The organism is Mycobacterium sp. 852013-50091_SCH5140682 (genome assembly GCF_001665685.1).
Lineage (GTDB): Bacteria > Actinomycetota > Actinomycetes > Mycobacteriales > Mycobacteriaceae > Mycobacterium.
This window is the reverse complement of record NZ_LZTB01000009.1, coordinates 59,251-77,441: the sequence shown is the minus strand read 5'-3', so window position 1 is coordinate 77,441 and position 18,191 is coordinate 59,251. Positions and strand designations below refer to the sequence as shown.

The window sequence follows — 18,191 nt, the reverse complement described above, 5'->3', positions numbered from 1 at the left end:
CTACTACGACTAGGCAGGTAGGGCTACCGAACAGCACAATTGGTCACCGTGCAGTTACCAGATTTTGCCCTGCGGGTGCACGGCGGCGACGGGGTCGGGCCCGCGTGTGTGCTGTTGCAGGACCGGTTCGGCCTCGACGTGAACGTGCTGCTGTTCGCCGCTCGCGTCGGAACCCGAGGACCCTTGACGCCGTCCATGCTGCAGGCAGCGACCGAGCGGGTGGCGCAGTGGCACGCCGAGGTGGTCCGGCCGCTGCGCGGCGTGCGCCGACGGCTCAAATCCGGCCCGGCGCCCGCCCCGAGCCCGGCCACCGCCGAGCTGCGCGAGCAGCTGCAGGGCCTGGAAATCCGCGCCGAACTGATCGAGCTCGGCGAACTCGATGTCCTTGTGCCCGACAGAGATTCCGGGACGGCCGACCCCATCGCGCAGGTCACCGCGGCCTTGCTGCTGGTCGTGCGGGCCCATTCGCAGCGGCCGTTGACCGCCGACGAAGACGCCGCGTTGGCCACGATCGCCGCGGCTGCGGTGGCGGTCGCCTGACCCGCCGGAGAACAGTTACTGGATGTAGGCGCTCGCGGACCGCAGGTGCTTGACGGCCTCGTCCACGATCGCGGGCACCAGGTCAGCGCATGACGGCAGATCCTCGATGATGCCCGCGACCTGACCGGAGGCCAGCACGCCTGCCTCGGTGTTGCCGTCCACCAGACCGGCTTTCAGCAGCATCGGGGTGTTGGCCGCCATGACCACCTGGGACCAGGTGAGGTCCTTGCCGTGCCGCATGGCCAGGCCGTCTTTGATCATCGACTTCCACGTCATACCCGAAAGCTTCTTGAACTTCTGCGCATTGCCGACCGCCGCGGCGAAACCGCGCACCGGAGAACCGCTTTCGAGTTTCTCCACCAGCCCCGTGCGTAGCACGCGGTGCGGCATGCCGTCGACCCGGGTGGACACTACGGTGCCGTCCAGCGCGGCCTGCAGATAGCGCTGCTTGACGGCGTCGGGCACGGTCGAATCGGAGGTCAGCAGGAACCGGGTGCCCATCGCAACACCCGCGGCGCCGTAGCTCAGGGCCGCGGCCAGCCCCCGCCCGTCGAAGAACCCGCCCGCGGCCACGACCGGCATCCCGGTGTCGGCCACGGCGTCGAGCACCGACGGCAGCAGCAGGGTGGTGGCGATCGGGCCGGTGTGGCCGCCGCCCTCGCCGCCTTGCACGATCACCGCGTCGGCGCCCCAGCCCGCCACCTTCTTGGCGTGTTTGGCCAGGCCGACCGACGGGATGACCACCACGCCTGCGTCTTTGAGCTTGGCGATCAGGTCGGGTTTGGGTGCCAGGGCGAAGGAGGCGACTTTGACTCCTTCGCGGATCAGGAGGTCGACGCGCGCATTGGCGTCGCCGGCGTCTGCACGGATGTTGATGCCGAACGGTTTGTCGGTGGCAGCCTTGACCTTGGTGACGGCGGTCTGCAGTTCCTCGAGCGTCATGGTCGCCGACGCCAGGATGCCCAGGCCGCCCGCGTTGGAGGTGGCCGCGACCAGCCGGGCCCCGGCCACCCAGCCCATACCGGTCTGCACCACGGGATGTTCGATGCCGACCAGCTCGGTCAGCGGCGTTGTGAGCTTGCCCATCGGCTAGACCTTGACCTCTTTGTCTCGCAACGACTTCGGATCGATCACCTCACGCAGGAGGGTGAGCTCGTCCTCGGTGGCCAACCGGGTGGTCTCGGCGGAGTCCAGCCCGTGCACCTCGAACGACGTGTTGTCGGCGACCTGTTGGGCTTCGACGCCCGGATGCAGCGACACCGCGCGCATCTGGTGGTCGGGGCCGTTGAAGTCGAACACCCCGAGGTTGGTCACCACGCGGTAGACGTTGACGAACCGGTACGCGGGATTGTCGGCATCGACCTTGTCCCAACCGATTCCGGACACGATGTCGACGGATTCGCAGAACACGCGCTTGGAGTGGTTGCCCACCCAGTAGCTGGTGGCGTGGTTGATGCTGTTGCCCGGTGCGCCGCGAACACCGAACATCTGCCGCGTCGGATGCTGCAGCGGGCCGAACGCGGACAGGTTCTGATTGCCGTAGCGGTCGATCTGGTTGGCGCCCATCACGACATGGCGCCTGCCCCAGGCCAGCGTCTCGAAGACCCGGCCGAACGGCATCCAGCCCTCGATCGTGGCGGCCGCGCCGATGGCAGGCGTGTCGGCGATGAGCCGGGCCTCGCCGTCGGTCAGCAGGATGTCGGGGGAAAACGAAAGTCTGGCCAAGCGGGCCCCGATGGACACGATGGTGGTCATCGGGCTGACCATGATCTCTCCGGCGTCCCGGAACAGTTCGGCACAGGCGACGGCGCACACCTCGGCGCGGGTCACGGCAATCACTTGGCAGCCTCCTGCTGTGCGTTGAATTCTCGGACGGCGGCCTGGTAATCGGCCTCGCTGCCCGACAGATACGTCTTGACGAATTCGGCCCAGGTCTCGTCGGACGCGGCGGCTTCCGCGTAGTGGCGCTGGAACTTCTCGTCGCGCCGGTAGTCGGGCTCGTTGGTGGTGAAGTGCGAGCCGTTGGGTGCCTCGACGACGGTGTCGACCATCATCCGGTTGATCAGCAGGGCCTGCGGGGGAACGGCTTTCACCAGCTCCTCGGTGGGCACGACACGTTCGACGGACAGGAAGCGGCGCTGCGCCGACATCAGGAACAGATCGTCGAAGTACGGGTCGATTCCGGTGTAGGCCGCATTGCCCTGGGCGTCACCGAGATTCATGTGAACGAATGCCGCGTCGAGGTTCAGCGCAGGCATGGCGATGAGCTCCTCGTAACCGTTGCCGGTGGGGTACGGGGAGAGCACGGTCCTGAGCTCGTCACCCCAGAACGCCCGCACGTCACTGCCCAGGCCGGCGCGGATCGGCAGGAACGGGAGCCGTTGGGCGGCCGCCTGTAGACCACAGCGCAGCATGCCCTCGTCCATCTCGCGGGCCTCGATGGCGCCGGAGGTGCGGGCCTTGGCGAACCACGGGTCGTAGAACGGCGGCGAGTCCAGCGACACGAAGCCGTAGTAGACGCGCTTGACCTTGTCCGCCGAACACAGCAGGCCCAGGTCGGGGCCGCCGTAGGTGACGACCGTGAGGTCCTTGACGTCGGTGCGCAGCAGCGCGCGGATGAACGCCATGGGCTTGCGCCGCGAGCCCCAGCCGCCGATGCCGATGGTCATGCCGCTTTCGATCGACGCGACGGCTTCGTCGAGAGTCGTTCTCTTGTCGGTCATTTCGCCCCCTTGTCAGTTCCAGCGAAGGCGTCACGGTGCTCGTCGGAGACGCCGGAGAGGTTGAGTTCGAACGTAAAGCCTTGTTCCATGCGGTATCTCGCGGTGACCGGCTGCACGTCGATGAAGTTCAGCGCTTCCTTGGCGGCCCGGATCACCCGGGTGTCCTTGCTGGTGATGTCGCGCGCCACCCGCAGCGCGGCCTCGTCGAGGTCGGCGCGCGGTACCACCTCGTGTACCGAGCCGAAGTGGTGCAGGGTTTCGGCGTCGACGGTGGCGGCGGTGAAGAACAACCGCCGCATCATGTGCTGCGGCACCAGGCGCGACAGGTGGGTGGCCGCGCCGAGGGCGCCGCGTTCCACCTCGGGCAGGCCGAACGTGGCGTCGTCGGAGGCGACGATGACGTCGGCGTTGCCGACCAGGCCGATGCCGCCGCCGACGCAGAATCCGTTGACCGCCGCGACCACCGGTACCTCGCACTCGTAGACCGCCTTGAACGCCGCGTAGCAGCCGCGGTTGGCGTCGATGAGCGCCGTGAAGCCCTCGGTGTTCTGCATCTCCTTGATGTCGACGCCGGCGTTGAAGCCGCGGCCCTCGGCCCGCAGGATCACCACGTGGGTGCTGCGCTCCCGGCCCGCCGCCGTGATGGCGTCGGCCAGCTCGAACCATCCGCGCGATGGGATGGCGTTGACGGGTGGGTAGTTCACGGTGACCGAGACGATGCCCGGTTCGACAGTGGTGGATGTGATCGTCATTGGTTTCCTGATCGTTCCGTCGTCGCTACCTAAGCAAGCACTTGCTTGGTACGCTAGCACAGTGACAGATACGCCAGAAGGCGGTGCCATCAATTTGGGGCTGACCGGCAATGTGGTGCTGGTAACCGGTGGAGTGCGAGGGGTCGGCGCCGGAATCAGCGCCGTTTTCGCCGGTCAGGGTGCCACTGTGGTGACCTGCGCGCGCCGTGCCGTCGAGGGGCTGCCGTACGAGTTCCACAGCTGCGACGTCCGGGACGACGATTCGGTGAAGGCGATGATCGACGCGGTGGTCGCCGCACATGGCCGGCTGGACGTCGTGGTGAACAACGCGGGCGGATCGCCCTATGTGGCTGCCGCCGACGCGTCGGCGAAGTTCAGCACCAAGATCATCGAGCTCAATCTGCTCGGCCCACTGTCGGTTTCCCAACACGCCAACGCGGTCATGCAGAAGCAGGACAGCGGCGGCTCGATCATCAACATCTCCAGTGTCAGCGGACGCAGGCCCACACCGGGAACCGCGGCCTACGGTGCCGCCAAGGCCGGGGTGGACAACCTGACCGCGACCCTGGCCGTCGAGTGGGCACCCAAGGTCCGGGTGAACTCGGTGGTGGTCGGCATGGTCGAGACCGAACAGTCCGAATTGTTCTACGGCGACGCCGAATCCGTGGCAGCCGTGGCCGCCACCGTCCCGCTGGGGCGGCTGGCCACACCGGCCGACATCGGTTGGGCCGCAGCATTCTTGACGTCCGACGCGGCGTCCTACATCAGCGGGGCGACTCTCGAAGTCCATGGTGGCGGCGAGCCACCGCAGTACCTGGCAGCGTCCAGCGCCAACAAATAAGGAGAAACAGGAATGGGTTTGCTTGACGGCCGCGTGGTCATCGTGACGGGCGCCGGCGGCGGTATCGGACGTGCACATGCGCTCGCGTTCGCCGCCGAAGGGGCCCGCGTCGTGGTCAACGACATAGGCGTCGGCCTCGACGGGTCACCGGCCGGCGGCGGCAGCGCAGCGCAGCACGTGGTCGATGAAATCGTCGCTGCCGGTGGTGAAGCCGTCACCAGTGGCGCCAACGTCGCAGACTGGGCGCAGGCCGAGGGTCTCATCCAGACCGCCGTCGATGCGTTCGGCGGCCTCGATGTCCTCGTCAACAACGCGGGCATCGTGCGGGACCGCATGTTGGCCAACACCTCTGAAGAAGAGTTCGACGCCGTCACCGCCGTGCACCTCAAGGGACACTTCGCGACCATGAAGCACGCGGCGGCCTATTGGCGCGCTCAGTCCAAGGCGGGCAACATGGTTGACGCCCGCATCATCAACACCAGTTCCGGTGCCGGCCTGCAGGGCAGTGTCGGACAGGCGAATTACAGTGCGGCCAAGGCGGGTATCGCGGCGCTGACCCTCGTGGCGTCCGCCGAGATGGGGCGCTACGGCGTCACCGTGAACGCCATCGCGCCGTCGGCCCGCACCCGGATGACCGAGACGGTGTTCGCCGAGATGATGGCGACGCAGGACGCCGCATTCGATGCGATGGCGCCGGAGAACATCTCGCCGCTGGTGGTGTGGTTGGGCAGCGCCGAGTCAAAGGATGTCACCGGCAAGATGTTCGAGGTCGAGGGCGGCAAGATCCGCGTCGCCGAGGGCTGGGCGCACGGGCCGCAGATCGACAAGGGTGCGAAGTGGGATCCGGCCGAGTTGGGCCCTGTGGTCTCCGATCTGCTGGCCAAGGCCCGTCCCGCGGTTCCGGTCTACGGGGCTTAAGCTCTTCTCGCGAACAGACACTGCGGTACCAGCACAATGGCGTGTCAGGTGCCGGAGTGTCTGCTCGCCCTTACTTTTTCGGGTCCCGGGTACACGTTGCCAGGAAGGTCTTGCCGTCCTGTTCGGCGACCTGCGTGGGGTTGAGCCACCCGATGCCCTGGAACCAGTAGGTGTCTTCGGGATGGCTTGCAGATTCCGCGCGCACGACGCCGAGATCGGCTCGCTGCGGCCCGGTGTCGGGATCGGCACGCGACACATTGAGCTGCAACTCTCGCTGCCCGGTCCAATCGAAATCTGTGGGCAGTGCCCGGGATATGTCCATGTCCGCAAGCGGTTCCCCGACCGTATAGCGCTGGAAATCGATCCCTACCGGGTTGCGCGAGTTGAGAACCAACTCGATGCCGCTGGGCTCGAAGGTGACCACGGCCTCTCTGGTGCCCGGACAGGGTGACCCGGTCCAGATCCGCAGCAGGCCATCTGTTTCCCGCACCCCGAACACCGTCGGGGCTGATGGTTTGTACTCCGGGTCGGGCGTGCAGAGCGCAAGGAACGTCTTGGCATCGGCTGCGGCGACCTGCGCGGGGTTGAGCCAGCCGACGTCTTGGAACCAGTAGGTATCGCCCGGGTGTTTCGCGGATTCGTCACGGACGACGGTGAGGTCGGTCTGTGCGCCGAGGCTGCCCGGGTCGCCGTTGATCCAGATGGTCAAATTTTCTGCGGTACGCCAATCGAATCCGTCGGGCAACGGTTGCGTGACGCGTAGGCCGGGGTACGGTCCGCCGAGGGTGAGTCGGTCGACCGGGGTCCATTGATGCTCCGGTGCGGACAGCACCAAGGTCTTGCCCGGCCCGAATTCGAGATTGACCGCACGCGCGTGATCGCATCGCGATCCCATCCAGATTTGTAGCTGCCCATCGGTCACCCGGGCGCCGAAGGCCGGGCGCAACGACGGAGCGCCCTGGACGTGCTTCCAGTCGTGTGTGTCGCACGCAACCAGGACAGACACCAGCAGCATGACGAGTGCGATCACGACGTTGACGCGTCGAATCATCGGTACCCCCCGTCGTGCAGACCGGCATCATTCTCCATCGGATGATCGGTGAAGATCTCGATGACCTTTCCGGTCACATAGGCGTCGATGAATCCCAGGTAGCCCATACGTGCCCACTGCTGAGAGTGCCGTTCCTCGTGGTGCAGCAGTCGATCCAGGTCGAGTTGGTTGGCACCGGGATACCCGTTACCGTCGGGGCCCGGATACCACGCGACGCCGGAGTTGACGATCTTGCGGAGTTGATCCGCGGCGTCGGTCGGATCGTCGATGTTGACCATGAAGATGTCGCCCCACGTCGATCCACCGCCCTCGCTGTACATGTCCTGCAACTGGTTGCCGCCCAATCCCATCAACATGCCGTTCGGCGTGGTCATCAGACGTCCACCGTTGCCGTCCACGAATCCGACGTCTCGGTCGTAGCTCCAGGAATTCGCGTTCTGCCGGTCGATGATCCGCTGTACCTCGTCCGCGGAGTACGGCGTTTCCTTGAAGTCGTTGGTGACACCGGGTTTTCTTCCGGCCTTGTCGTAGTCGGTGCCGCAATTGAGGATGTAGGTCATCAACGCCGCCTTGCGCGCATCGGCGCCACTGGTGCCCTTGGGCATGAGGAAGTAGGACTTGCCGTCTGGGTCCTTGACCTCTTCCATGCCGTCGAGGACCTTGAAGCTGTCCGGCGTGATGTGGTGGCGTCGGGCGATGTCGACGATGACTTCCGGTGGCACACCGCGGCGTTCGGCATTCTCCAACCACTTCTTGTAATACCCGTCGGCCGGGCCGTTGAGGAGGCCGGCGTCTCGCAGCGCCTTCTCGTACTTGTTCTCCGGGGGCTTGTCGGGCTCGGGGCCGTTGCCATCCGGGCCGAAATTCTGGGGTTGATCGCCCTTGCCGCGCTTCTGGTCACCAAGCGCGGAATATTCGTTGCCGATACCGCGGATCGTCGTAGCGATCGAATTCAGCTCGCCGTTGGACCGTTTGACGATATCGGCGACGTCACTGAGGCCTCGCTGCACGATCGGCACCAGCATCTGCTGCCCGGCCGCGTTCTGCGGAGCCTTGGCGGCGGCGTCGAGCACCCAGATTCGCACCGCGTCCAGATCATTTCGGCCGACGGCGACCACTCGTGCCGCGCGGTCGATCTGTTCGCTCATCCGGCGGTCGAGGTTCGCGAACTCGGCCACCTTTCCCCGATGCTCGGTGTTGGCCGCATCGTAGGTGGCCGACGCCGTGCCAGACCAGGACGATCCTGGCGTCGCGGCAGCCAGATGCGCCTGCACCCGACTCAGCGGCCCATCGGTCTTGAAGGGCTCGCCCGTCTGGGGTGCACCTTGGCCGAACGTTGCACGCGCCTGTGACCAGGTGGAGAGAAAGCCCTCCAGAACACTCATCGGCACCCCCGGGCCCTGGTGCAACAGCACTGTCAGCTGTCAGTTTCCCACGAGTCCTGACGCCCGGATCGCACGAGTTTGCGGTCGTGCGTACGCCACGGGAACGAGGGCTCGGGGTCGGGATCCCGGCCCCGGGGCGGGGTAATGCGCTCAGGCAGCGTCCTTTTCGCCACCGGCTTTGGGGGACTCGCCGGTGGTCCGGGACGTGCCGGCCTGACCGGTGATCTTCTTGACCGCGTCGCTGAGCTTGCGGACCGACGAGGCTACCTGGCCGGAGGTGTTCTGGACGGCCTCGCGTACGCGGTCCTCACTGCGGTTGATCGACTTCGGCACGCCGGGCAGTGCCTTGTTGCCGTCGGCGAGATTCGTTGCGCCATTGGCCTTTACCTTGGCGACGTCGCTCTGGATCTTCGAGGTCGGTGTGGTGACCGTGCGGTCGGCAGTGTTCAGCGTGGATGTCTGCGGCGCCGGTGACAGTCCGCTCAGTGAGTTCGGGATGCTCGTGATCGCGTCGATGGTGTCGGTCATTGAGTCCTTCACGAACTTCACGCCGGCCTTGGCGACCTCCTGCACACCCTGGGCGCCCGTACTGACGATGGCGGCGGGATCGGGCGTCAGAACCGGTACCCGCATGTTGTAGACCGCCTTCTGCGGCGCGACGACAAGATCGCGGACATTGACGAACATCTGGGTCGGGTAGTTGGCCGGGCCGATCTCTTCGCCCGCCCAGCTCTTCAAAGTCCAGCTGCCGTCGGCATTCTCATCCACCACCACGACGTCACCGTTGGTCAACGGGTGCTGCACGATCAACAGCAGGTTCGGATTGTCGACGTTCATCATGGTCCAGAACATGATGGTGGCGCCGTGGGAGAACACCGCGGCGTTCTGATTGCCGTTCTCACCCGCCGGGGTGTCCGCCTCGATCTGCTTCATCGAGTTGGTCATCCGCTCGTTGAATTCCAGGCCGGTCTCGCCGCCGGGGACCGGGACGAACTGTAGGCCCAGGGTCCACGCCAGAGGCGCGACGATGTAACCGATGCGGCCGATGCCGGTCTGTTCGGGTAGGCCCTCGAAGATGCCCGCGCTGATCTCCTGTACGCCGATGCGCTCGCCGGCGTCGGTGTTCTTCGGATGGCCGATCACGGTGACGGGCAGGTTCAAGTCGGTCGCGAGCGGCTTGGCGGTCTGCTGGGTGCGGAGCATGGTCGAGGCATAGATCGCGTCGACGGGCCCGTACTTGTCGGTGTAGGCAGGCGACGTGAGGTAGGCGGCGACAGCGTCAGCCTGCCCCTCACCCTTGGGCGTCAGATCTGGCCCCGGTACCGAGGTGTCGATCTTGTTGGTGGCATTGCCGTAGGACTCTCCGTGCCGGATGAACGTCACCGTCATGGCGGACGCGGGCAGCGCTGTCGCTGCCAAGAGCGCGCAGGCGGTCAGGGTCGTCGCAGCGGCCCCGGCGGTCCGGCGTCCCGAGAGTGTTGGCATGTAGTTCTCCATCCGTTCGCCAGAATGTGGCCTGACGCACAGCGGGTGTGCACTGTGCGCGCGCTCACTGTACAACATTTCAAATGTGTCTACTAACGTCGCCGTCAACCATGCAAAAATGCCCCTGAACTCAGAGTTCAGGGGCATTCACGCGGCCGCGGGAGCTACGGGTCGCAGATGACGATCGGGATCTTGCGGTCGGTATAGGACCGGTAGTTGGCGAAGTCGGGATACATGGCGTCGAGCTTGGGCCAGTACTCGTCGCGCTCCGCATCGGTGGCATCACGCGCGGTCAGCTCCAGCTTCTCGCGCTTGGTCTGAAATGTGACGTCCGGGTTGGCCTTGAGGTTCAAGTACCACATCGGATCGGTGGCCCGGCCGCCCTGCGACGCGACCAGGACGATGCGTGTGCCCTCCTGCAGGAACAGCAGCGGGCTGTCCCGTGGCTCGCCGGACTTGCGGCCTGTCGTGGTCAGGATGCCTACCTCGGACCCGTGCAGGAACTTGTCGCCGAGGCGGCCGTTGGTCGTCTTGAACACCCAGGTCTGCGCGCGGGACATCCACTTGATCGCAGTGCCAACGCCTTTCGAATTAAGCGATTCGACTTGCCTGGGGCTCAGCGGACGGGACTGCTTGGCCATGTGGTGAAGACCTATCGGTTCAGAAACGGCGTGAGTTTGGCCCGGATGTGGTGGATCTGCGCATCCGAGGCCGGAATCAGGAACGTCTCGTCGACGTGCGAGCACACCCGCCAGCCGAACAGGCGCGGCTTGGTCAGAACGTCGAACTTCGCGTGCACATGGTCGCCGGCGACGGTGAACTCGGGCGGTGTGGTGCCTTCGATCACCCGGTACTGCGGACCGCGATTCAGGCTGCGGCGCAAGTGATCACCGGAGAAGCCGGTCTTGACCCCGGCTTCGATGCGGGTGCACCCGGGCGCGAACGGCACCTTGTCGGCCTGATGGCTCGACAGGGCATCGATGTACGCCTGAGCCGCCGCGATGCGCTCAGCTTCCGACCGTGTCGATTCCCCGGTCGCTTCGCTCCTGCCCTCCGCAGCCACCTAACCCTCAGATCCGCTCGATGATGGTGCCGGTCGAAAGCGCCCCGCCGGCACACATGGTAATCAGCGCGGTCGACTTGCCGGTGCGCTCGAGCTCGTGCAGCGCGGTGGTGATCAGCCGGGCGCCGGTCGACCCGACCGGATGTCCGAGCGCGATGGCGCCGCCGTTGACGTTGACCTTGTCCATGTCAGCATCGTGCACCTGCGCCCAGGAGAGCACGACCGAAGCGAACGCCTCGTTGATCTCGACCAGATCGATGTCGCCGAGCTTCATGCCGGCTTTCTCCAGCACGCGCGCGGTGGACTGCACAGGGCCGTCGAGGTGGTAGTACGTCTCGGCACCGACGTTGGCCTGCGCGACGATCCGCGCTCGCGGCTTCAGGCCCAGCGCCCGCGCCTTGTCTTCGTCCATCCACAGCACGGCAGCTGCGCCGTCGGAAATCTGCGATGACGTGCCGGCCGTGTGAATACCGCCCTCCAGCACCGGGTTCAGGGCGGCCAGCCCCTCGGCCGTGGTATCGCGCAAGCCCTGGTCGCGCGTCACCGGGGCCCACTCGGCGGTGGGCTGCTTGTTCTCGTCGAGCACCGGCGCCGAGATCGGGGAGATCTCGCGGTCGAACCGGCCTTCGGCCCAGGCCCGCTTGGCCTTGGCCTGCGACGCCAGGCCAAGGGCGTCCACGTCGGCGCGGGTGATGCCGCGACGCTTGGCGATCCGCTCGGCGGCCTCGAACTGGTTGGGCATGTCGATGTCCCACGACGACGCCCGGATGAGGCCACGGTCGGGCCCGGCGTTGGCGCCGAGGCCGACGCGGCTCATGGCCTCGATGCCGCAGGCGATGCCGATGTCGATGGCGCCGGTGGCGATCAGGCCTGCGATGAGGTGGTTGGCCTGCTGCGCGCTACCGCACTGGCAGTCGATGGTGGTCGCGCCGACGTGCTCTGGCAAACCCGCGGTCAGCCAGCCCACCCGGGTGATGTTGTTGGACTGCTCGCCGTACTGCGTGACGCAGCCACCGATGAGCTGCTCGACGTCACCGGCGTCGATGCCCGCCTTCTCGACCAATGCCTTCTGCACGGCTCCCAAAAGCTCGGTGGCGTGCAGGCCCGACAGCCAACCATTGCGCTTGCCGATCGGGCTGCGGGTGGCTTCGACGATGACAGGATTACCCATATCGTCAGGCTAGAACACGTTTCATTAGTCTGACAAGCAGCGATGGCGTCGTGCCTTTTATCTGCGGTGAAGGCATGTTTCAATGGTCTGCAAGAGGTACTAGACGGATTTGTCTCGCTGCCCGCCATGTACTGGAGTTTCAAGGAGATGAGCATGCCCTGCCCGAACCTTCCCCACGGCTTCGACCCCCTGGATGCGGAGTTGAATCTCAAAGGTCTGCCCGTCGCTGAGCTCGCCGAGCTCCGCACGTCCGCGCCGGTCCACTGGGTCGACGTCCCGGGCGGTACGGGCGGGTTCGGCGACAAGGGTTACTGGTTGGTCACCCGGCACGCCGACGTCAAAGAGGTGTCGAAGCGCAACGACGTGTTCGGTAGCTCACCGGACGGGGCCATCCCGGTCTGGCCGCAGGAGATGACGCGCGAAGCGGTCGACCTGCAACGTGCCGTGCTGCTCAACATGGATGCTCCGCAGCACACCCGCCTGCGCAAGATCATCTCCCGCGGTTTCACTCCGCGGGCCATCGGCCGGCTGGAGGCCGAGCTGCGCGAGCGGGCTCAGAAGATCGCCGAGACCGCGGCCTCCGCCGAGGCCGGCGACTTCGTCGAGCAGGTGTCGTGCGAGTTGCCGCTGCAGGCCATCGCCGGTCTGCTCGGGGTTCCGCAGGACGACCGGGACAAGCTCTTCCGCTGGTCCAACGAGATGACCGCAGGCGATGACCCTGAATACGCCGACGTCGATCCGGCGATGTCCTCGTTCGAGCTCATCACCTACGCCATGAAGATGGCCGAGGAGCGGGCCAACAACCCCACCGACGACATCGTCACGCAGCTGATCCAGGCCGATATCGACGGTGAGAAGCTCTCCGACGACGAGTTCGGCTTCTTCGTGGTGATGCTCGCGGTGGCAGGCAATGAGACCACCCGCAACTCGATCACCCACGGCATGATCGCCTTCTCGCAGCACCCCGAGCAGTGGGAGCTGTACAAGAAGGACCGTCCGGAGACCGCCGCCGACGAGATCGTCCGTTGGGCCACACCGGTTTCGGCGTTCCAGCGCACCGCGCTGGAAGATGTCGAGCTCGGCGGGATGCAGATCAAGAAGGGCCAGCGCGTGGTGATGTCCTACCGCTCGGCCAACTTCGACGACGAGGTGTTCGAGAACCCCCACACCTTCGACATCCTGCGTAACCCCAACCCGCACGTCGGTTTCGGTGGTACCGGGGCGCATTACTGCATCGGCGCGAACCTGGCTCGGATGACCATCAACCTGATCTTCAATGCCGTCGCCGACCACATGCCCGACCTCAAGCCGCTCGGCCAGCCCGAGCGGCTGAAGTCCGGCTGGCTCAACGGCATCAAGCACTGGCAGGTCGATTACACCGGCGCCGGCGGGCCGGCAACTCAGGCTCAGTGCCCGGTCCACAATCAACTCTAGGAGAACGGGTGGATTTCACACCGAACCCGGAGCAGCAGGCCGTCGCCGACGTGGTGACATCTGTGCTGGATCGGGACAATAGTTGGGACGCACTGGTTTCCGGCGGCGTGCCGGCACTGGCGGTGCCCGAGCGGCTCGGCGGTGACGGACTGGGTCTGCTGGAGGTCGCCACCGCGTTGACCGAGATCGGCAGGCACGGCACCATCAGCCCTGCGCTGGCCACCCTCGGATTGGGTCTGGTCCCGCTGCTGGATCTCGCGTCCGAGGCGCAGCAGGATCGCTACCTGGCGGGCGTGGCCGGGGGAGCAGTGCTGTCGGCGGCGCTCAACGAGCCCGGTGCCCAGCTGCCCGAGCGGCCTGCCGTGACGTACGCGGACGGGAAGCTCTCCGGTACGAAAATCGCTGTGCCCTACGCTGAATCGGCGCAGTGGCTGGTGGTCACCGCCGACAGTGGCGTCGTCGTGGTCGCCCCGAGCGCCGCCGGTGTCACCGTGACGAAGACGCCGACGGCCAACGGTTCCGACGAATACGTCGTGACGTTCGCCGACGTGGAGATTGCCGACGAGGATGTCCTGCAGGGCGCGTCGGCCCACCGGGTGAACGAGCTGGTGCTGGCGACGACGGGTGCGTTCGCGGCCGGGCTGGTGGCGGGTGCGCTGCGGCTCACCGCCGACTACGTCGCCACCCGGGAGCAGTTCGGGCGTCCGCTGTCGACCTTCCAGACCGTTGCCGCCCAGCTCTCGGAGGTCTACATCGCCTCGCGGACCATCGATCTCGTCTCGACGTCGGCCACCTGGCGACTGTCCGAAGGGCTCGACGCCGACGAGGATCTCGCCATCCTCGGTTACTGGTTGACGTCGCAGGCGCCGCCTGCGATGCGGACCTGTCATCATCTGCACGGCGGCATGGGCATGGACATCACCTATCCGATGGACCGCTACTACTCGTCGATCAAGGACCTGGCCCGCGTGCTGGGCGGTCCCGTGCATCGGCTGGACCTGGTGGGAGCGTGACATGGGCGAGCGAAGCGACGGGAAGTAGAACATGTTCATCGAGCTGACGCCCGAACAGCGGGCACTGCAAGCCGAACTGCGGCAATACTTCTCGACCCTCATCACCCCCGACGAGGCCAAGGCGATGGAATCCGATCGCCACAACGAGGCCTACCGTGCGGTGATCAAGCGCATGGGCTCCGACGGCAAGCTGGGGGTCGGCTGGCCCAAGGAATACGGCGGGCTGGGCTTCGGCCCCATCGAACAGCAGATCTTCGTCAACGAGGCCAACCGCGCCGACATCCCGCTGCCGCTGGTCACCCTGCAAACCGTGGGCCCCACTCTGCAGGTGTACGGCACCGAGGAGCAAAAGAAGAAGTTTCTGCCCGGGATCCTTTCCGGCGACATCCATTTCGCGATCGGATACTCCGAACCTGACGCGGGTACCGACCTGGCTTCGCTGCGGACCACCGCGGTTCGTCACGGCGACGAATACATCGTCAACGGCCAGAAGATGTGGACCACCGGCGCGCACGACGCCGACTACATCTGGCTGGCCTGCCGCACCGATCCGACCGCGGCCAAGCACAAGGGCATCTCGATCCTCATCGTCGACACCAAGGATCCGGGTTACTCATGGACCCCGATCATTTTGTCCGACGGTGCACACCACACCAATGCGACGTACTACAACGATGTGCACGTGCCCGCCGACATGGTGGTCGGCGGGGAGAACGGCGGCTGGAAGCTCATCACCACCCAGCTCAACCATGAGCGGGTCAGCCTGGGACCGGCCGGGCGCGTCGCGGGCATCTACGACCATGTGTACGCGTGGGCATCCAAGCCCGGCTCCGACGGCGTCACACCCATCGAGCACGACGATGCGCGGCATCTGCTCGGGCAGATCAAGTCCATCTGGCGCATCAACGAGCTGCTCAACTGGCAGGTCGCGGCGTCGGGCGAGACCATCGCCGTCGCCGATGCCGCAGCGACCAAGGTGTTCTCCACCGAACGCATCCAAGAGGTGGGCCGCCTGGCCGAAGAACTCGTGGGCCGCTATGGCAACCCGGCCGACCCGGAGACCGCCGAGCTGTTGGAATGGCTGGACAAGATGACCAAGCGCAACCTGGTCATCACGTTCGGTGGCGGGGTCAATGAGGTGATGCGGGAGATGATCGCTGCGTCGGGCTTGAAAGTGCCCCGGGTTCCGCGGTGACGTATGGCCGAGTGGCCAGTTGCCACACGCATATCTGCCAATTTCGTGCATCAAGTGGCCACTCGGCCGAGGGGACTGCAGATGAGTGACCTTCAAGCGGGCATCGATGAGATTGTCGCGGCCGGGCCTGGCGTGCCGACGGTGGGCCGGGACCCGGTGAATCAGCCCATGATTCACCACTGGACCGACGCCATCGGCGACAAGAACCCGATCTATGTCGACGAGGAAGCGGCCCGCGCGGCCGGTCATCCCGGGATCGTTGCGCCCCCTGCCATGATTCAGGTGTGGACCATGATGGGGCTCGGCCGCACCAGGTCCGACGACGATCCGCTGGCCCGGATCATGAAGCTGTTCGACGATGCGGGGTACGTCGGCGTCGTGGCCACCAACTGCGACCAGACCTACCACCGCTACCTGCAGCCCGGCGAACGGGTGAGCATGACCGCGGAGATCACCGATGTGGTGGGTCCCAAGCAGACTGCGCTGGGCGAGGGCTACTTCGTCAACCAGAAGATCCGGTGGCATGTCGGCGATGAGGAAGTCGCCGACATGGACTGGCGCATCATGAAGTTCCTGCCATCCGAGCGGGGCGCCAAACCCTCGGCCGTTCCCGAGGATCTGGATCCGGACAAGCTGATGCGGCCGGCATCGTCGCGCGACACCAAGTTCTTCTGGGACGGCGTCAACGCCCACGAACTGCGCATCCAGAAGCGACCGGACGGATCGCTGCAGCACCCGCCGGTGCCCGCGGTGTGGCAGGACAAAGATGCACCAACGGATTACGTGGTTTCGTCGGGCAAGGGCACGGTGTTCAGCTACGTCGTGCATCACGCACCGAAGGTGCCTGGTCGCACCCTGCCCTTCGTCATCGCGCTCGTCGAACTCGACGAGGGTGTGCGGATGCTTGGTGAGCTGCGTGGCGTCGACCCGGAACAGGTGAAGATCGGAATGCCGGTCACCGCAACGTTTATCGATTTTCCGGACAGCGACGTCAGCCCAGCCTGGACTCTTTACGCATGGGAGCCGCAAGCATGAGCCTCACCAAGCTCGACATCCAAGTCGGCACCACACTGCCGGAACTGCAGATCTACGGCGACCCGACGTTCATCGTGTCCACGGCCATCGCGACGCGTGACTATCAGGACGTGCACCACGACCGGGACAAGGCGCAGGCCAAGGGCTCCAAGGACATCTTCGTCAACATCCTCACCGACACCGGGCTCGTGCAGCGGTATCTCACCGACTGGGCGGGCCCGAACGCCGTCATCAAGTCGATCAAACTGCGCCTGGGGGTGCCGTGGTACGCCTACGACACCATCACCTTTGCCGGTGAGGTGACTGCGCTCGATGGTGACCTGGTGACGCTGAAAGTCGTTGGCAGCAACAGCCTCGGCGATCACATCATCGCCACCGCAACACTGACTTTGGGGGACGACTAGATGCTCTCCGGCAAGGCGGCCATCGCCGGTATCGGCGCCACCGACTTCTCCAAGAACTCCGGCCGCAGCGAACTGAGGTTGGCCGCCGAGGCGGTGCTCGACGCGCTCGACGATGCCGGCCTGCAGCCGTCGGACGTCGACGGTCTGGTGACCTTCACGATGGACTCCAACCTGGAGACCGCCGTGGCGCGGTCCACCGGTATCGGCGACCTGAAGTTCTTCAGCCAGATCGGCTACGGCGGCGGCGCTGCTGCCGCGACCGTGCAGCAAGCCGCTCTCGCGGTGGCGACCGGTGTGGCGGAAGTCGTTGTGGCATACCGGGCTTTCAATGAGCGCTCGGAGTTCCGCTTCGGCCAGGTGATGACCGGCCTGACCGTCAACGCCGACTCGCGCGGCGTCGAATACAGCTGGTCCTACCCGCACGGGCTGAGCACCCCCGCCGCGTCGGTGGCCATGATCGCCCAGCGCTACATGCACGAATACGGCGCCACGAGTGCCGATTTCGGTGCGGTGTCGGTGGCCGACCGCAAGCACGCCGCGAACAATCCCAAGGCGCACTTCTACGGCAAGCCGATCACCATCGAAGATCACCAGAATTCCCGCTGGATCGCCGAGCCGCTGCGCTTGCTGGACTGCTGTCAGGAGACCGACGGCGGTGTGGCCATCGTCGTCACCACCCCCGAGCGGGCCAGGGACCTCAAACACCGGCCGGTGACCATCGAAGCGGCGGCCCAGGGCGCGGGCACCGACCAGTTCACCATGTACTCGTACTACCGCGAGGAACTCGGTCTGCCCGAGATGGGCCTGGTGGGCCGTCAGCTCTGGGAACAGAGCGGCCTGGCGCCTGCCGACATCCAGACGGCCGTCCTGTACGACCACTTCACGCCGTACACGCTGATCCAGCTGGAGGAGCTCGGCTTCTGCGGTAAGGGCGAGGCGAAGGACTTCATCGCAGGCGGAGCGATCGAACTCGGCGGTCGGTTGCCGATCAACACCCATGGCGGCCAACTGGGGGAGGCCTACATCCACGGCATGAACGGCATTGCCGAAGGGGTGCGGCAGTTGCGCGGCACGTCGGTCAACCAGGTCGACAATGTGGAGCATGTGCTGGTCACCGCGGGCACCGGCGTTCCGACCTCCGGATTGATCTTGGGCTAAAGGTGCGTTGCCACCTCTGTCCG

Annotated in this window: 19 protein-coding genes; 9 read left to right on the top strand and 10 right to left on the bottom strand. The window is 65.8% G+C overall.

Going from position 1 to position 18,191, the window contains the following annotated elements:
* Positions 1-48: 48 nt before the first annotated feature.
* Complete coding sequence (locus tag A5784_RS02370) at positions 49-540, top strand: TIGR02444 family protein (RefSeq protein ID WP_197514615.1); 492 nt, start codon at positions 49-51, stop codon at positions 538-540.
* A gap of 15 nt (positions 541-555) precedes the next feature.
* Here A5784_RS02370 and ipdC read toward each other — a convergent pair whose 3' ends face one another.
* Genes ipdC through echA20 form a run of 4 tightly spaced genes read right to left on the bottom strand, consistent with a single transcriptional unit; the run spans position 556 to position 4,015 of the window.
* Positions 556-1,626: a (3aS,4S,5R,7aS)-5-hydroxy-7a-methyl-1-oxo-octahydro-1H-indene-4-carboxyl-CoA dehydrogenase gene (gene ipdC / locus A5784_RS02365; protein WP_064941956.1), complete on the bottom strand. Its 1,071-nt coding sequence runs from the start codon at positions 1,624-1,626 to the stop codon at positions 556-558.
* 3 nt (positions 1,627-1,629) lie between these two features.
* Positions 1,630-2,379, bottom strand: a complete 750-nt coding sequence (gene ipdB / locus A5784_RS02360; RefSeq protein WP_064941954.1) for a cholesterol ring-cleaving hydrolase subunit IpdB — start codon at positions 2,377-2,379, stop codon at positions 1,630-1,632.
* Entirely contained in the window at positions 2,376-3,263 is an 888-nt protein-coding gene (gene ipdA, locus A5784_RS02355) for a cholesterol ring-cleaving hydrolase subunit IpdA (RefSeq protein ID WP_064941952.1), read from the bottom strand. The genes ipdB and ipdA overlap by 4 nt, the downstream gene beginning before the upstream one ends.
* Positions 3,260-4,015, bottom strand: a complete 756-nt coding sequence (gene echA20, locus A5784_RS02350; RefSeq protein WP_064941950.1) for a (7aS)-7a-methyl-1,5-dioxo-2,3,5,6,7,7a-hexahydro-1H-indene-carboxyl-CoA hydrolase — start codon at positions 4,013-4,015, stop codon at positions 3,260-3,262. Before echA20 ends, ipdA begins: the two co-directional genes overlap by 4 nt.
* A gap of 61 nt (positions 4,016-4,076) precedes the next feature.
* On the opposite strand from echA20, the gene A5784_RS02345 reads away from it, so the two are divergent.
* Together A5784_RS02345 and A5784_RS02340 are read left to right on the top strand one after the other, a co-directional pair.
* On the top strand, positions 4,077-4,856 hold the full coding sequence (locus tag A5784_RS02345) for an SDR family oxidoreductase (RefSeq protein WP_064941948.1): 780 nt from the start codon (positions 4,077-4,079) through the stop codon (positions 4,854-4,856).
* Between the two features lie 12 nt (positions 4,857-4,868).
* Positions 4,869-5,774: an SDR family oxidoreductase gene (locus A5784_RS02340; RefSeq protein ID WP_064941946.1), complete on the top strand. Its 906-nt coding sequence runs from the start codon at positions 4,869-4,871 to the stop codon at positions 5,772-5,774.
* A 70-nt stretch (positions 5,775-5,844) separates the two neighbouring features.
* Here the strand turns inward: A5784_RS02340 and A5784_RS02335 are convergent, their stop codons facing one another.
* From A5784_RS02335 to A5784_RS02310, 6 genes are all read right to left on the bottom strand, one after another.
* Entirely contained in the window at positions 5,845-6,825 is a 981-nt protein-coding gene (locus tag A5784_RS02335) for a hypothetical protein (protein WP_082944630.1), read from the bottom strand.
* A complete protein-coding gene (locus tag A5784_RS39015) occupies positions 6,822-8,210 on the bottom strand; it encodes an EspA/EspE family type VII secretion system effector (RefSeq protein WP_232005917.1) in 1,389 nt (462 codons plus the stop codon). The genes A5784_RS02335 and A5784_RS39015 overlap by 4 nt, the downstream gene beginning before the upstream one ends.
* 150 nt (positions 8,211-8,360) lie before the next feature.
* The gene (locus tag A5784_RS02325; protein WP_197514613.1) at positions 8,361-9,695 is read right to left on the bottom strand and encodes a histidine phosphatase family protein; all 1,335 of its coding nucleotides are present in this window, start codon (positions 9,693-9,695) and stop codon (positions 8,361-8,363) included.
* Positions 9,696-9,859: 164 nt separating this feature from the next.
* Complete coding sequence (locus A5784_RS02320) at positions 9,860-10,336, bottom strand: nitroreductase family deazaflavin-dependent oxidoreductase (RefSeq protein ID WP_064941942.1); 477 nt, start codon at positions 10,334-10,336, stop codon at positions 9,860-9,862.
* 11 nt (positions 10,337-10,347) lie between these two features.
* Positions 10,348-10,758, bottom strand: coding sequence for a DUF8021 domain-containing protein (locus A5784_RS02315; RefSeq protein ID WP_064941941.1), 411 nt, complete (start codon positions 10,756-10,758; stop codon positions 10,348-10,350).
* Between the two features lie 7 nt (positions 10,759-10,765).
* Entirely contained in the window at positions 10,766-11,929 is a 1,164-nt protein-coding gene (locus A5784_RS02310; protein ID WP_064941939.1) for a steroid 3-ketoacyl-CoA thiolase, read from the bottom strand.
* Positions 11,930-12,082: 153 nt separating this feature from the next.
* Between A5784_RS02310 and A5784_RS02305 the strand changes: the two genes are divergently transcribed.
* From A5784_RS02305 to ltp2, 6 genes are all read left to right on the top strand, one after another.
* The gene (locus tag A5784_RS02305) at positions 12,083-13,363 is read left to right on the top strand and encodes a cytochrome P450 (RefSeq protein ID WP_064941998.1); all 1,281 of its coding nucleotides are present in this window, start codon (positions 12,083-12,085) and stop codon (positions 13,361-13,363) included.
* Between the two features lie 8 nt (positions 13,364-13,371).
* Positions 13,372-14,376 (top strand): acyl-CoA dehydrogenase family protein, encoded by a 1,005-nt coding sequence (locus A5784_RS02300; RefSeq protein ID WP_064941937.1) that lies wholly within the window; start codon positions 13,372-13,374, stop codon positions 14,374-14,376.
* Between the two features lie 31 nt (positions 14,377-14,407).
* Entirely contained in the window at positions 14,408-15,571 is a 1,164-nt protein-coding gene (fadE29, locus tag A5784_RS02295) for an acyl-CoA dehydrogenase FadE29 (RefSeq protein WP_064941935.1), read from the top strand.
* A gap of 81 nt (positions 15,572-15,652) precedes the next feature.
* Complete coding sequence (locus A5784_RS02290; protein WP_064941933.1) at positions 15,653-16,606, top strand: bifunctional MaoC family dehydratase N-terminal/OB-fold nucleic acid binding domain-containing protein; 954 nt, start codon at positions 15,653-15,655, stop codon at positions 16,604-16,606.
* A complete protein-coding gene (locus A5784_RS02285; RefSeq protein ID WP_197514612.1) occupies positions 16,603-17,010 on the top strand; it encodes a MaoC family dehydratase in 408 nt (135 codons plus the stop codon). Before A5784_RS02290 ends, A5784_RS02285 begins: the two co-directional genes overlap by 4 nt.
* The gene (ltp2, locus tag A5784_RS02280; protein WP_064941931.1) at positions 17,011-18,168 is read left to right on the top strand and encodes a 17-hydroxy-3-oxo-4-pregnene-20-carboxyl-CoA lyase; all 1,158 of its coding nucleotides are present in this window, start codon (positions 17,011-17,013) and stop codon (positions 18,166-18,168) included.
* The last annotated feature ends 23 nt before the right edge of the window (positions 18,169-18,191 follow it).

Coding starts and splice junctions, on each gene's coding strand:
- ipdA (WP_064941952.1), bottom strand. CDS start 3,263: ATGACCGACAAGAGAACGACTCTCGACGAAGCCGTCGCGTCGATCGAA.
- ltp2 (WP_064941931.1), top strand. CDS start 17,011: ATGCTCTCCGGCAAGGCGGCCATCGCCGGTATCGGCGCCACCGACTTC.
- echA20 (WP_064941950.1), bottom strand. CDS start 4,015: ATGACGATCACATCCACCACTGTCGAACCGGGCATCGTCTCGGTCACC.
- A5784_RS39015 (WP_232005917.1), bottom strand. CDS start 8,210: ATGAGTGTTCTGGAGGGCTTTCTCTCCACCTGGTCACAGGCGCGTGCA.
- A5784_RS02310 (WP_064941939.1), bottom strand. CDS start 11,929: ATGGGTAATCCTGTCATCGTCGAAGCCACCCGCAGCCCGATCGGCAAG.
- A5784_RS02290 (WP_064941933.1), top strand. CDS start 15,653: ATGAGTGACCTTCAAGCGGGCATCGATGAGATTGTCGCGGCCGGGCCT.
- fadE29 (WP_064941935.1), top strand. CDS start 14,408: ATGTTCATCGAGCTGACGCCCGAACAGCGGGCACTGCAAGCCGAACTG.
- A5784_RS02320 (WP_064941942.1), bottom strand. CDS start 10,336: ATGGCCAAGCAGTCCCGTCCGCTGAGCCCCAGGCAAGTCGAATCGCTT.
- A5784_RS02325 (WP_197514613.1), bottom strand. CDS start 9,695: ATGCCAACACTCTCGGGACGCCGGACCGCCGGGGCCGCTGCGACGACC.
- A5784_RS02335 (WP_082944630.1), bottom strand. CDS start 6,825: ATGATTCGACGCGTCAACGTCGTGATCGCACTCGTCATGCTGCTGGTG.
- A5784_RS02340 (WP_064941946.1), top strand. CDS start 4,869: ATGGGTTTGCTTGACGGCCGCGTGGTCATCGTGACGGGCGCCGGCGGC.
- A5784_RS02285 (WP_197514612.1), top strand. CDS start 16,603: ATGAGCCTCACCAAGCTCGACATCCAAGTCGGCACCACACTGCCGGAA.
- ipdC (WP_064941956.1), bottom strand. CDS start 1,626: ATGGGCAAGCTCACAACGCCGCTGACCGAGCTGGTCGGCATCGAACAT.
- A5784_RS02305 (WP_064941998.1), top strand. CDS start 12,083: ATGCCCTGCCCGAACCTTCCCCACGGCTTCGACCCCCTGGATGCGGAG.